Source organism: Gemmatimonadaceae bacterium (genome assembly GCA_019752115.1).
Classification (GTDB): Bacteria; Gemmatimonadota; Gemmatimonadetes; order Gemmatimonadales; family Gemmatimonadaceae; genus Gemmatimonas.
Genome location: JAIEMN010000007.1, coordinates 26,067 through 38,120 on the forward strand (window position 1 = coordinate 26,067; position 12,054 = coordinate 38,120).

Annotated in this window: 15 protein-coding genes; 13 read left to right on the forward strand and 2 right to left on the reverse strand. The window is 65.2% G+C overall.

Annotated elements, in window-relative coordinates; all coding sequences use genetic code 11:
- Positions 1-9: 9 nt before the first annotated feature.
- Both wecB and K2R93_03405 read right to left on the reverse strand, forming a co-directional pair.
- Complete coding sequence (gene wecB / locus K2R93_03400; GenBank protein ID MBY0488865.1) at positions 10-1,212, reverse strand: UDP-N-acetylglucosamine 2-epimerase (non-hydrolyzing); 1,203 nt, start codon at positions 1,210-1,212, stop codon at positions 10-12.
- A gap of 285 nt (positions 1,213-1,497) precedes the next feature.
- Positions 1,498-2,541 (reverse strand): PEP-CTERM sorting domain-containing protein, encoded by a 1,044-nt coding sequence (locus K2R93_03405; GenBank protein MBY0488866.1) that lies wholly within the window; start codon positions 2,539-2,541, stop codon positions 1,498-1,500.
- Between the two features lie 807 nt (positions 2,542-3,348).
- Here K2R93_03405 and fusA point away from each other — a divergent pair.
- From fusA to rpsQ, 13 genes are all read left to right on the forward strand, one after another.
- The gene (gene fusA / locus K2R93_03410; protein MBY0488867.1) at positions 3,349-5,469 is read left to right on the forward strand and encodes an elongation factor G; all 2,121 of its coding nucleotides are present in this window, start codon (positions 3,349-3,351) and stop codon (positions 5,467-5,469) included.
- A gap of 38 nt (positions 5,470-5,507) precedes the next feature.
- Entirely contained in the window at positions 5,508-6,710 is a 1,203-nt protein-coding gene (tuf, locus tag K2R93_03415) for an elongation factor Tu (GenBank protein ID MBY0488868.1), read from the forward strand.
- Between the two features lie 118 nt (positions 6,711-6,828).
- The gene (rpsJ, locus tag K2R93_03420) at positions 6,829-7,137 is read left to right on the forward strand and encodes a 30S ribosomal protein S10 (GenBank protein MBY0488869.1); all 309 of its coding nucleotides are present in this window, start codon (positions 6,829-6,831) and stop codon (positions 7,135-7,137) included.
- Positions 7,138-7,291: 154 nt separating this feature from the next.
- Positions 7,292-7,975, forward strand: coding sequence for a 50S ribosomal protein L3 (gene rplC / locus K2R93_03425; protein ID MBY0488870.1), 684 nt, complete (start codon positions 7,292-7,294; stop codon positions 7,973-7,975).
- A gap of 2 nt (positions 7,976-7,977) precedes the next feature.
- Entirely contained in the window at positions 7,978-8,619 is a 642-nt protein-coding gene (rplD, locus tag K2R93_03430) for a 50S ribosomal protein L4 (GenBank protein MBY0488871.1), read from the forward strand.
- Positions 8,620-8,621: 2 nt separating this feature from the next.
- Complete coding sequence (locus tag K2R93_03435; GenBank protein MBY0488872.1) at positions 8,622-8,909, forward strand: 50S ribosomal protein L23; 288 nt, start codon at positions 8,622-8,624, stop codon at positions 8,907-8,909.
- Between the two features lie 5 nt (positions 8,910-8,914).
- Entirely contained in the window at positions 8,915-9,745 is an 831-nt protein-coding gene (gene rplB, locus K2R93_03440; protein MBY0488873.1) for a 50S ribosomal protein L2, read from the forward strand.
- A gap of 24 nt (positions 9,746-9,769) precedes the next feature.
- A complete protein-coding gene (gene rpsS / locus K2R93_03445; protein ID MBY0488874.1) occupies positions 9,770-10,069 on the forward strand; it encodes a 30S ribosomal protein S19 in 300 nt (99 codons plus the stop codon).
- 15 nt (positions 10,070-10,084) lie between these two features.
- Positions 10,085-10,450, forward strand: coding sequence for a 50S ribosomal protein L22 (gene rplV / locus K2R93_03450; protein ID MBY0488875.1), 366 nt, complete (start codon positions 10,085-10,087; stop codon positions 10,448-10,450).
- Positions 10,450-11,109 carry a 30S ribosomal protein S3 gene (gene rpsC, locus K2R93_03455; GenBank protein ID MBY0488876.1) on the forward strand — a complete coding sequence of 220 codons (660 nt, stop codon included), beginning with the start codon at positions 10,450-10,452 and terminating at the stop codon, positions 11,107-11,109. Before rplV ends, rpsC begins: the two co-directional genes overlap by 1 nt.
- Before the next feature lie 11 nt (positions 11,110-11,120).
- Positions 11,121-11,549: a 50S ribosomal protein L16 gene (rplP, locus tag K2R93_03460; protein MBY0488877.1), complete on the forward strand. Its 429-nt coding sequence runs from the start codon at positions 11,121-11,123 to the stop codon at positions 11,547-11,549.
- Entirely contained in the window at positions 11,539-11,742 is a 204-nt protein-coding gene (gene rpmC / locus K2R93_03465) for a 50S ribosomal protein L29 (protein ID MBY0488878.1), read from the forward strand. Before rplP ends, rpmC begins: the two co-directional genes overlap by 11 nt.
- A 14-nt stretch (positions 11,743-11,756) precedes the next feature.
- Positions 11,757-12,053, forward strand: a complete 297-nt coding sequence (gene rpsQ, locus K2R93_03470) for a 30S ribosomal protein S17 (protein ID MBY0488879.1) — start codon at positions 11,757-11,759, stop codon at positions 12,051-12,053.
- Position 12,054: the final 1 nt, after the last annotated feature.

Genomic DNA, 12,054 nt, shown 5'->3' on the forward strand with positions numbered 1-12,054 from the left:
GGCCTCGGGTCAGCTGGCAAGCGACAGACGCTCCAGCGCGGCCGCCACCTGATCGTGATCCAGACGGCGCGGGTGCTTGCGTTCCGTCGGATGCCGCAGGTGCATTTCGATCACCTCGGCGATACGCTGCGACGCGCGACCGTCGCCGAACGGATTCTTGCCGCTCGCGCGCTGCAGATAGAGATGGCGATCGCCGAGCAGGGCCGAGGTGCGCGACAGGATGCGCGTGGCTTCGGTGCCCACCAGTTCGCCAAAGCCCGACTGCACCACCTCGGGACGTTCGGTCGTGTCGCGCAGAATGAGGATGGGTTTGCGGAACGACGGACACTCTTCCTGAATGCCCCCCGAATCGGAGAGCACGAGGTAGCAGCGACGCATGATCTCGAGGAGATCGGGGTACGGCAGCGGATCGAGCAGGTGAATGCGGGGCGCCTGCCCGAGGCGGCGGTACACCACTTCGCGCACGCGCGGATTGAGATGGACCGGGAAGACGATCTCGACATCGTAGTGCAGGCGCACGATCGACTCGAGCGCATCGCAGATCGCCTCGAGATGTTCACCGAGTGATTCGCGGCGATGCACCGTGGTCAGCAGGACGCGGCGTTCACTCCAGTCGATGCCATTGAGCGCGGGCGTCTCGAAGCGCTCGCGCGGCGGCACCATGTGAATGGCGTCGACGACGGTGTTGCCGGTGACGAAGATGTCGGCCTCGGGGATGCCTTCCGAGACGAGATTCTGGCGCGCCTCGTTGGTGGGCGCGAAGTGCAGATTGGCCGCGCAGGTGGCGATGCGGCGATTCACTTCTTCCGGGAACGGGCTCGACAGGTCGAAGGAGCGGAGGCCGGCCTCAACGTGGCCGATCGCAATGCCCTGATAGAACGCCGAGAGGGCGGCCGCGGTGACGGTGGACGTATCACCCTGCACGAGGACGAAGTCGGGGCGCTGCTCGAGATAGCACTCGGTGAGTGCGGCCATCGCGCGCGAGGTGAAGACGCCGAGGTTCTGGCCGTTCTGCATGAGGCCCAGATCCACGTCGGGAATGATGCCAAAGACATCGAGCGCCTGCTTGAGCATCTCGCGGTGCTGCGTCGTGGCGATGACCAGCGGCTCGAGATGCGGATGGTCGCGGAGGGCCGCGTACACGGGCGCCATCTTGATGGCTTCCGGGCGCGTACCGATGACGAGGGCGACCTTGTGGGTGTCGGCAGACATGAGACGTGGGGTAGCGGCGACCGTGGGGGCCCAGAGAGGGACCCCGGAGGGTGTGCGAGGAGTCGCCACTGTCATGCGGGCGGCTCCCACGCTCACGGAGAACGACGACCGATTGAAAAGCGCGGTCACGGATGAGCCCGAATCCGTTACCGCGCCGGCACGGCGATGGTGTTCCGACCCCACCACCCCGAGAACGCAACCGGGCGGCCCGTTTCAGAACGGGCCGCCCGGTGAATATGGCGCGCGGAGCAGAACCGGCGGCAGTCGCCGGCGCTGGGTAGCGGGTTACGCCTTGGGCTTCCGGCGGCGGGCGGCGACGCCGAGGGCGACCAGACCGGCGCCCATGAGGGCCCAGGTGGAGGGCTCGGGGACCGTGGTGCCGGGGACGAAGTCGAAGTTGGCGTCAAGAACGCGCTGGTTGTTGAAGCCCAGGCGAATGTTGTCGACGTAGCCGGTGTAGGCGTGCGGCCAATTGTTGCCGACGCCGACGGCGACCCCGAGCACCTTGGCGTTCGCGTTGAGGCACTGGGTGCGCCCGCCCGTGCCAAGCAGTTCCGCGAGCGTTGAGCCGGTGGCTGCGGCGTTCCACTGGTTGACGTAGTTGAACGTGCAGTCGCCCTGATTGAGGAACGTCTGGTTGTTGGTGCCGCTGCCAGGCGGTCGCAGATACCAGAACCGATCGGCCTGCATGTTCGACTGCCGCACCCAGGTATTGAGCGGGGTATTGTTGTCGGCGCAGTAGGCGGAGGAGGTGGGATCCACGCCGGTCCGGATGGGGCCCAGCGAGCACTGGTTGTACCAGCCTTCCCAGACGAGTTCGCTCTCGAAGCCGGTGTTTACATCGCCAATCGCGCCGGTGCCTTCCCAGAGGCGGAGTCGCAGCACGGGCGTCTTGTCCGCCCAGTCGGCGGTCAGGCCGGTGTACAGCGAGTTGCCCATGTCCTGGCGGAACCAGTCAAACGAGAGCTCGCTCATCTGGCTGATCGAGCCGAACGAGGCCGCGTAGCGCATCGCGCTGTTGTCACCGCCGGCCCATCGATAATAGAAGGCCCATTCCGGCGTGCCACCGACCGCGTTATTGCCCTGCAACGACAGCTTGAGGGAGGCGCTTCCCACGCTCCCATAGCCGCCCGAGCAGGCGCCCGATGCGGCGAGGCCGCAGGGCTTGTCGGTCGTGACCTGCGCGAAGCCACCGAACTGCTGGTCGGGCTGCCAGTTGGTGGTATTGCCGACGGATGCGACGCCGCTCGTTCCGACGACCTGCCCGGCCTGGGCGAGGAGGGCGGACGGCAGGAGGGCGACGATGGCGAGCGCGGTGGTGTACTTCATACGAACCTCATGGGACACGCAAGGTAGCGGGGGCCCGGGGAAAACGGACCCGGCTGTTGCTACCCCCATTCCGCATCAGTTGTACCAATGCCGAGCTCGACTGTGACGACGCGTCACAGGTTACGGACGAGTCCGGCCTTGCTGAATATCGGCAAGTCCAAGCAAAACAATAACTTGATAGAATTCCACGGATGAGCTCGTTGGCACAGATCCCGACGGACGGGGCGGCTCGTGACGATTCTGGCCCTGACGCGGGGTGCCGCGCGGCCGAGACAGGGTGTGGCGCCGGTGATGCAACGGGGGTGGAGTGAACCGGGGCACGGTCCCATCCGGTCGGGGCCTGGGCGCAATTGTCTAAATCTCGATACGACGCCTGGTTGACTTCACCGCCTGGCTCGGCGATGTTAGGGGTCTCCCGCAAAATGCCCACGTTCTTCAGGGGCATGCGGGCGAATGGGCGCCAGCTCATTCGGTGCATCGTCGGCCTGCTGCGGCCGACTCCTATGGGCCACTGCGCAGGCAGTGGGGCGTTCTCTCTCCGGAGGGAACACGCTGTACCGGCAACGCCTCGCGATGAGGGGTCGCTCCCGACAAGCAACGCAGCCAATTCGACGTCGTGTCTGGAGTCCGCAGTTCTCTGGAAACGGCGCGCCAGGGTCCCCACTCGTGCAGCAGCGGCGAGCGTACCCGGCGACAGCGGATGGATACCGCTCCCGCATCACCGCGGGGGGTCAGGTCCACCCGTTTTTTTGCTGGTTCACTTTCGTTCATTACCTGCGTCCGCTTCGGCGGCGCTGCATCGGAACTATGCCGCGTACGACCCCGCTCGAGCACTATCGCAATATCGGCATCATGGCCCACATCGATGCCGGCAAGACGACCACCACGGAGCGCATCCTCTATTACACGGGGAAGTCGCACAAGATTGGTGAAGTCCACGATGGCGCCGCCACGATGGACTGGATGGAGCAGGAGCAGGAGCGTGGCATCACGATCACGTCGGCCGCGACCACGTGCTTCTGGATGCGCCACGGTCAGTCGCATGAGAAGGGCAGCGGGCCGGAATTCCGCATCAACATCATCGACACCCCGGGCCACGTCGACTTCACGGTCGAAGTGGAACGCTCGCTGCGCGTGCTCGACGGCGCAGTGACGCTGCTCGACTCGGTGGCCGGTGTGGAGCCGCAGACGGAAACGGTGTGGCGTCAGGCCGACCGCTACCGCGTGCCGCGCATGATCTTCTCGAACAAGATGGACCGTGTGGGCGCGAACTTCGAGCGCTGCCTCGCCATGATCAAGGACCGGCTGACGAAGCGCGCCTTCGCGCTCCAGCTGCCTGTGGGATCGGGTGAGACGTTCACCGGCCACATCGACGTGCTCGAGCGCAAGCAGTACATCTTCCACGACGAGACGATGGGCAAGACGTTCTCGGTGGTCGATGTGCCGGCTGAGTTCAAGGACGCCTGCGAGCTCGCGCGCCACGAGGCCATCGAGGCCGCGGTGGAGCACGACGAAGTGCTGATGGAGAAGTACCTGGCGGGCGAAGAGCTCTCGATGGACGAAATCCGCTCGGCGATCCGCAAGGCGACGATCGCGATGGAATTCGTGCCGGTGCTCTGCGGCGCGTCGTTCAAGAACAAGGGTGTGCAGGCGCTGCTCGACGCCGTGATCGATTACCTCCCGGCGCCGGTCGACGTCCCCGCCATCCAGGGCCACCTGCCGCATCACGACGAAACGTTCGTCGAAGCGCCGATCAAGGACGAAGCGCCGTTTGCCGCGCTGGCGTTCAAGATCGCGACCGACCCGTTCGTCGGAAAGCTGACCTTCTTCCGCGTGTACTCGGGTGTGCTGCAGTCGGGCAGCTACGTGTACAACAGCACGAAGGACAAGCGTGAGCGCGTGGGGCGTCTGCTGCAGATGCACGCCAACAAGCGCGAGGAGATCGAGGAAGTGCGCGCCGGCGACATCGCCGCCGCCATCGGCCTCAAGGACACGCGCACGGGCGACACGCTCTGCACGGAAGACAATCCGATCATCCTCGAGGCGATGAAGTTCCCGGCGCCCGTCATCGACGTCGCCATTGAGCCGAAGACGAAGGCCGACCAGGACAAGCTCGCCATCGCGCTGCAGAAGCTCGCCGAAGAAGATCCGACGTTCCGCGTGCGTTCCGACGCCGAGACGGGGCAGACGATCATCGCCGGTATGGGCGAGCTGCACCTCGAGATCATCGTCGACCGCATGATGCGCGAATTCAAGGTCGATGCGAACGTGGGCCGCCCGCAGGTGGCCTATCGCGAGACGATCAAGAAGCGCGTCGAGAAGGTCGAAGGGAAGTTCATCCGCCAGTCGGGCGGTAAGGGTCAGTTCGGCCACGTCGTCATCAACATGGAGCCGTCCGAACAGGGCCAGGGCTACGTGTTCGAAGACAAGATCGTGGGTGGTGTCATTCCGCGTGAGTACATCGGTCCGGTGGAGCAGGGCATCAAGGAAGCGCTCGAGACGGGCGTCCTGGCCGGCTACCCGGTGGTCGATGTGAAGGTGCAGCTCGTCTTCGGGTCCTACCACGAAGTCGACTCGTCGGAAATGGCGTTCAAGATCGCCGGCTCGATGGCATTCAAGGAGGCGGCCAAGGCGGCCAGCCCCTGCCTGCTGGAGCCGGTCATGAAGGTCGAGGTCGTGAGCCCGGAAGCGTACATGGGCGACGTCCTCGGCGACCTCTCCTCGCGTCGCGGCAAGATCGGCGGCATGACGCAGCGTGGCGAGGCGCAGGTCATCTCGGCCACGGTGCCGCTGGCCGAGATGTTCGGCTACTCGACGCGCCTGCGCAGCATGTCGCAGGGGCGTGCGGTCTACTCGATGGAGTTTTCGCACTACGAGGAAGTGCCGAAGTCGAAGGCCGAAGAGATCATCAGCAAGGTGAAGGCGTAAGCCTTCCCGGTATTCACCCCCAAGCACAGATACGAACCATGGGCAAGGCAAAGTTCGAGCGGAACAAGCCGCACGTGAACGTCGGGACGATCGGCCACGTCGACCACGGCAAGACGACCACGACGGCGGCGCTGACGAAGATCTCGTCGGACAAGGGCTACGGCACGAAGTACGTCGCGTACGACGAAGTCGCGAAGGCGTCGGAGTCGCAGGGTCGCCGTGACTCGACGAAGATCCTCACGATTGCCACGTCGCACGTTGAGTACGAGACGGAAGCGCGTCACTACGCGCACGTCGACTGCCCGGGCCACGCGGACTACGTGAAGAACATGATCACCGGCGCGGCGCAGATGGACGGCGCCATTCTCGTGGTGTCGGCCGTGGACGGCCCGATGCCGCAGACGCGCGAGCACATCCTCCTGGCGCGCCAGGTGAACGTGCCGAAGGTCGTCGTGTTCCTCAACAAGTGCGACCTCGTGGAAGACGAAGAGCTCCTCGACCTCGTCGAGCTCGAAGTCCGCGAGCTGCTCTCGAAGTACGACTACGACGGTGACGACGCCCCGGTGATCCGTGGCTCGGCCATCAACGCGATCAACGGCGACCCGAAGTGGGTGGCCGAGTTCCAGAAGCTGTACGACGCCCTCGACACGTACATCCCCGAGCCGATCCGCGAGACGGACAAGCCGTTCCTCCTCCCGGTCGAAGACGTGTTCTCGATCACGGGTCGTGGCACGGTGGCGACGGGCCGTATCGAGCGCGGCATCATCAAGGTCGGCGAGGAAGTGCAGCTCGTCGGCTACGGCGCCGAGAAGAAGTCGGTCGTGACGGGCGTCGAAATGTTCCGCAAGCTGCTGGACGAAGGCCAGGCCGGTGACAACGTCGGTCTCCTCCTCCGCGGCGTGGACAAGAAGGAAATCGAGCGCGGCATGGTGCTCGCCAAGCCGAACTCGATCAAGCCGCACACGAAGTTCACGGCCGAGGTCTACGTCCTCACGAAGGAAGAGGGTGGCCGCCACACGCCGTTCTTCAAGGGCTACCGCCCGCAGTTCTACTTCCGCACGACGGACGTGACGGGCAACATCGAGCTCCCCGAGGGGATGGAGATGGTGATGCCGGGCGACAACGTGACGATGACGATCGACCTCATCATCCCGATCGCCATGGAAGAGCAGCTGCGCTTCGCCATCCGTGAGGGTGGGCGCACGGTGGGCGCGGGCGTCGTTACCAAGATCCTCGCTTAACAACAGCGAACCGATCGGTATTGGGTTGCGGGTTTTTGGTGATGGGTGATGGGTCACCCACCACCCATCACCAAAAACCCGAAACACAACACTGATCAGTTCCTTTTCCGGAACCCAGATGGCTGGCCGCATTCGCATTCGCCTCAAGGCCTTCGACCACGCTGTGATCGACCAGGCGTCGGCGGACATTGTCCGCACCGCCGAGAAGACCGGCGCGTCGGTGTCGGGCCCGATCCCGCTGCCCACGAAGACGCAGCGCTGGACGGTCCTGCGCTCGCCGCACGTGGACAAGAAGTCCCGCGAGCAGTTCGAACTGAAGACGCACAAGCGCGTGATCGATATCCTCGATTCGCGTGCCGGTACGGTGGACGCGCTGACGAAGCTCGATCTGCCCGCTGGCGTGGACGTCGAGATCAAGGTCGAATAGTTCAGACCGGGGCATCCCAGAGCGGGATGATCCCGGGGCAGGACGGCGCTGAGGACTGCGCCGGTACAGATGGCACTGCACAGGGCGGTGTCATCCACAGTCCAACGGCAAAGCCATTCGGGCTTTCCGCGACTCGTACGGAGTGAGTCATTTCATGATCGGCATCATCGGCAAGAAGCTGGGCATGACCCAGCTGTTCAACGAGCAGGGGCAGCAAGTGCCCTGCACCGTGGTGGAGGCCACGCCGAACCCCGTCACCAAGGTGATGACGGTGGATCAGGCGGGCTTTGCCTCGGTGGAGCTCGGATACGGGGCCCAGCGAGTGGCGCGGCCCAACAAGAAGGGGGAGCGCACGCCGAAGGGCCGTCGCGCGACCAAGGCGGAAGTCGGACATGCGGCGAAGGCGGGGCTGCAGGCGCCGCCGGCCGTGCTCAAGAGCTTCCGCCTCGACGACGCGCCGGGCAAGGACGCCGCGATCCCCGCGTACAACGTGGGCGACGCGATCACCGTCGAGATCTTCACGCCCGGTGAGCGCGTGAAGGTGACGGGCACGTCCAAGGGCCGCGGCTTCCAGGGTGTCGTGAAGCGCCACGGCTTCGGCGGCGGCCCGAACACCCACGGTAACACCAAGCACCGCAAGCCCGGCTCGATCGGCGCGGGTACGGACCCGTCGCGCGTCATCAAGGGCAAGAAGATGCCCGGCCACTACGGCGCGGCGCAGCACACGTCTCTCAGCATCCGCGTCGAGAAGGTGGATGCCGAGCGCAACCTCATTTATCTGCGCGGTAGCGTGGCGGGGCCGACCAACGGCATCGTCTTCGTGCGGAAGCAGGGCTGATCATGATGGCGGAATCCAAGACCTTCGAGGCGCCGGTGTACTCGGCGCAGGGGAAGCAGGGCGGCACGCGCCAGCTCCCCGAGGGCACGTTTGACGGGATCGTCAACGTGCCGGTCATGCACCAGGCGGTGAAGGCGTTCCTCGCCAACCGTCGCCAGGGCACGGCCAAGACCAAGACGCGCGGTGAAGTCACCGGCGGTAACCAGAAGCCGTGGAAGCAGAAGGGCACCGGTCGCGCCCGTCAGGGCTCGACGCGCGCGCCGAACTGGCCGGGCGGTGGTACCGTGTTCGGTCCGCAGCCGCGTTCCTACACGCAGATCGTGCCGAAGCAGGTGCGGGCGCTCGCGCGCAAGAGCGCGATGAATGCCCGGGCCCGTGAAGGGGCGGTGATCCTCGTCGATGCGCTCAACTACAGCGCGCCGAAGACGAAGACGATGACCGACCTGCTCGCGAAGCTCGGCGTGGCCGACAAGAAGGTGCTGCTCCTCACGGACGGCGTGAAGCCGAACGTGTACCTGAGCGCCCGCAACCTTGGCCGCGCGCACGTCATGCCGTTCAGCGACGCCAGCACCTATCACATCCTCTGGTCGGATGTGGTGGTGATCGAGGCGAGCGCGCTCACCTCCACCACGGCGGAGGGCTAAGCATGGCCACGCTGCATCGCACCATCATGCGCCCGATCATCACGGAGCGCACGTCGGCGGCCTATCAGGATCGCGGCGAATACACGTTCGAGGTGGCGCCCGACGCCACCAAGTACGCCATCAAGGAGGCCATTGAGCGCCTCTTCGGCGTGAAGGTCACCGGCGTCTGGACGTCGAACGCGCGCGGCAAGGCGCGTCGCGTTGGCCAGTCGATCGGTCGCCGTCCCCACACCAAGAAGGCGATCGTGAAGCTGCGTGACGGCGACACCATCGCGATCTTCGAGGGCTGAGTCGCATGGGTATCCGTCAGTTCAAGCCAGTCTCGAAGGGCTCGCGCTTCCGCTCGGTGTCGGATTTCGCCGAGATCACGCGCTCGACGCCCGAGAAGTCGCTCGTGGAACCGCTCAAGAAGTCGGGCGGCCGCGACAATCATGGCCACATCTCGATGCGTCGCATCGGTGGCGGCCACAAGCGCATGTATCGCGTCATCGATTTCAAGCGTGACAAGCACGGCATGCCGGCGACGGTCGCGCACATCGAGTACGATCCGAACCGCTCGGCGCGCATCGCGCTGGTCGAGTACGCGGACGGCGAGAAGCGCTACATCCTGCATCCGAAGGGACTGAAGCAGGGCGATACGGTGGTGTCGGGTCCGGGATCGGACGTGCGCACCGGCAACGCCATGCCGCTCAAGGAAGTCCCGCTCGGCACGTCGGTCCACAACATCGAGCTCAAGATCGGCAAGGGCGGCCAGATGGCCCGTTCGGCCGGCGCCTTCGCCCAGGTGGTCGCGAAGGAAGGCGAGTACGTGACGCTGCGCATGGGCTCCACCGAAATGCGCCTCGTGCACGGCAACTGCATGGCGACGATCGGCGAAGTGGGCAACTCGGAGCATGAGCTGCAGTCGCACGGCAAGGCCGGCAAGAGCCGTTGGCTCGGCAAGCGCCCGAAGGTGCGCGGTGAAGTCATGAACCCGGTGGATCACCCGCATGGTGGCCGTACGCGCGGCGGCCGGAACGTGGTGAGCCCGTGGGGCAAGAAGGAAGGCGTCAAGACGCGCAACAGCAAGAAGGCGTCGCAGCGTCTCATCGTGCGCGGCCGCAAGCGCGGCCGGGCCACGCAGTAACCGCCAGGCGAAACGAGAACCGATATGTCGAGAAGCATTAAGAAGGGTCCGTTCGTCGCCGAACGCCTCGAGGCGAAGGTGGTTGCGATGAACGCCAAGAACGAAAAGAAGGTCGTGAAGACGTGGTCGCGGGCGAGCACGATCCTCCCCGAGTTCGTCGGGCACACCTTCGCCGTGCACAACGGGAACAAGTTCATCCCGGTGTACGTGACGGAAAACATGGTGGGCCACAAGCTGGGCGAGTTCTCGCCGACGCGTCTGTTCCGCGGTCACGCGGGCCAGAAGGCCGATGCGAAGAAGCCGGCCGGCAAGGGAGGCAAGTAAGCCATGGCCAAGACCATGAAGGCGGGCATCGAGGCGCGCGCGATTCAGCGCACGACGCGCCAGTCGCCCTACAAGATGCGGCTGGTCATCGACCAGATCCGTGGGCAGCGCGTGAATGACGCGCTGGCTCTCCTGAAGTTCTCCAAGAAGCACGCGGCCGAGCAGATCGAGAAGACGCTCAACAGTGCCGTGGCGAACGCGGAGCAGGCGGCCCGTGCCGCCAACACGTCGCTCGATGTCGACGCGCTGGTGATCACGAAGGCCATCGTGAACGAGGGACCCAAGCTGAAGCGTTGGACGCCGGCCGCGATGGGCCGTGCGACTCCGATGCTCAAGCGGACCAGCCACGTGGAGATCGTGGTGACGGAGGCGGTGAAGTAATGGGACAGAAGACGAATCCGATCGGGTTCCGCCTCGGCGTCACGAAGAACTGGCGGTCGACCTGGTACGCGAAGAAGGAGATGCCGGCGCTGCTGAAGGAAGACGCGCTGCTCCGGAAGTACCTGAAGGCGCGCCTGGACAATGCGGCGATCTCGGATGTCACGATCGAGCGCAAGCCGGGCAAGGTGGTGGTCACCATCCACACGGGTCGTCCGGGTGTGGTGATCGGCAAGAAGGGCGCGGAAGTCGACAAGCTCCGGGATGAGCTCGCGCAGCTCACCGGCAAGGAAGTCGGCATCAACGTCGAAGAGATCAAGCGTCCCGAGCTCGAGGCCCAGCTGGTGGCCGACAACATCGCGGCGCAGCTCTCGCAGCGTATCTCGTTCCGCCGCGCGATGAAGCGCGCGGTGCAGAGCGCGATGCGGATGGGCGCGATGGGCATCAAGGTGAAGGCTGGCGGCCGCCTCGGCGGCGCCGAGATCGCGCGCGTGGAAGGGTACATGGAAGGCCGGGTGCCCCTTCATACGCTGCGCGCCGACATCGACTACGCGATCAGCACGGCGAAGACCACCTACGGCACCATTGGTGTGAAGGTGTGGATCTTCAAGGGCGAAATCGTGGAAGATCGTCGCGGCAAGACCTACTCGACCGGCAACTGAGGAACTAGTCGATGCTGAGTCCGAAGCGGGTCAAGTTCCGCAAGATGTTCAAGGGCCGGACCACGGGTCTGGCGCACCGTGGCTCCGAGCTGTCGTTTGGCCATTTCGGCCTGCAGGCGCTCGAGCCGGGGTGGGTGACGAGCCGGCAGATCGAAGCGTGCCGTGTCGCGATGACGCGTCACATCAAGCGTGGCGGCAAGGTGTGGATCCGGATCTTCCCGGACAAGCCGATCACGAAGAAGCCCGCCGAAACCCGCATGGGTAAGGGTAAGGGTTCGCCGGAACTGTGGGTGGCGGTCGTGAAGCCGGGCCGCGTGATGTTCGAAATCGAAGGCGTGACGCGCGAGCTGGCCGAGACGGCCATGGCCCTCGCCGCCGCCAAGCTGGGTGTGAAGACCAAGTTCGTTGCACGCGAGGAGGCGGTGACCAATGAAGGCTGAAGAGATCCGCGGACTGGCTGACAACGAGCTGACGGCCCGCATCGCGGAACTGGAGGAGGAGCGTTTCCGCCTCAAGTTCCGCAGCGCGAGTGAAGCGCTGGAGGAGCCGCTGCGCCTGCGCAGCATCCGCCGCGACATCGCCCGCCTGAAGACGGTGCAGCGCGAGCGTCAGCTCGCCGCCGCTGGCCGCTAACCGGAACCCGACAGATGGCTGAGACGAACAACGCGAGCGCCGCGCAGAACGGCGCCTCCGAACGGACTGCACGCAAGGTGCGTGTCGGGCTGGTCGTGAGCGACAAGATGGACAAGACGGTCGTGGTGAGCATCGACCGTCGCATGCCGCATCCGCAGTACGGCAAGATGGTAACGCGGACGGCCAAGCTGAAGGCGCACGACGAGGAGAACTCGGCGAAGGTGGGAGACACCGTGCGTATCATGGAGACCCGGCCCTTGTCGAAGGACAAGCGGTGGCGCGTGGTCGAGATCGTCGAACGCGCACGCTGAG

Excerpts from the sequence above, each read along its gene's own strand:
- wecB (MBY0488865.1), bottom strand. The coding sequence starts at position 1,212 with ATGTCTGCCGACACCCACAAGGTCGCCCTCGTCATCGGTACGCGCCCG.
- K2R93_03405 (MBY0488866.1), bottom strand. The coding sequence starts at position 2,541 with ATGAAGTACACCACCGCGCTCGCCATCGTCGCCCTCCTGCCGTCCGCC.
- fusA (MBY0488867.1), top strand. The coding sequence starts at position 3,349 with ATGCCGCGTACGACCCCGCTCGAGCACTATCGCAATATCGGCATCATG.
- tuf (MBY0488868.1), top strand. The coding sequence starts at position 5,508 with ATGGGCAAGGCAAAGTTCGAGCGGAACAAGCCGCACGTGAACGTCGGG.
- rpsJ (MBY0488869.1), top strand. The coding sequence starts at position 6,829 with ATGGCTGGCCGCATTCGCATTCGCCTCAAGGCCTTCGACCACGCTGTG.
- rplC (MBY0488870.1), top strand. The coding sequence starts at position 7,292 with ATGATCGGCATCATCGGCAAGAAGCTGGGCATGACCCAGCTGTTCAAC.
- rplD (MBY0488871.1), top strand. The coding sequence starts at position 7,978 with ATGATGGCGGAATCCAAGACCTTCGAGGCGCCGGTGTACTCGGCGCAG.
- K2R93_03435 (MBY0488872.1), top strand. The coding sequence starts at position 8,622 with ATGGCCACGCTGCATCGCACCATCATGCGCCCGATCATCACGGAGCGC.
- rplB (MBY0488873.1), top strand. The coding sequence starts at position 8,915 with ATGGGTATCCGTCAGTTCAAGCCAGTCTCGAAGGGCTCGCGCTTCCGC.
- rpsS (MBY0488874.1), top strand. The coding sequence starts at position 9,770 with ATGTCGAGAAGCATTAAGAAGGGTCCGTTCGTCGCCGAACGCCTCGAG.
- rplV (MBY0488875.1), top strand. The coding sequence starts at position 10,085 with ATGAAGGCGGGCATCGAGGCGCGCGCGATTCAGCGCACGACGCGCCAG.
- rpsC (MBY0488876.1), top strand. The coding sequence starts at position 10,450 with ATGGGACAGAAGACGAATCCGATCGGGTTCCGCCTCGGCGTCACGAAG.
- rplP (MBY0488877.1), top strand. The coding sequence starts at position 11,121 with ATGCTGAGTCCGAAGCGGGTCAAGTTCCGCAAGATGTTCAAGGGCCGG.
- rpmC (MBY0488878.1), top strand. The coding sequence starts at position 11,539 with ATGAAGGCTGAAGAGATCCGCGGACTGGCTGACAACGAGCTGACGGCC.
- rpsQ (MBY0488879.1), top strand. The coding sequence starts at position 11,757 with ATGGCTGAGACGAACAACGCGAGCGCCGCGCAGAACGGCGCCTCCGAA.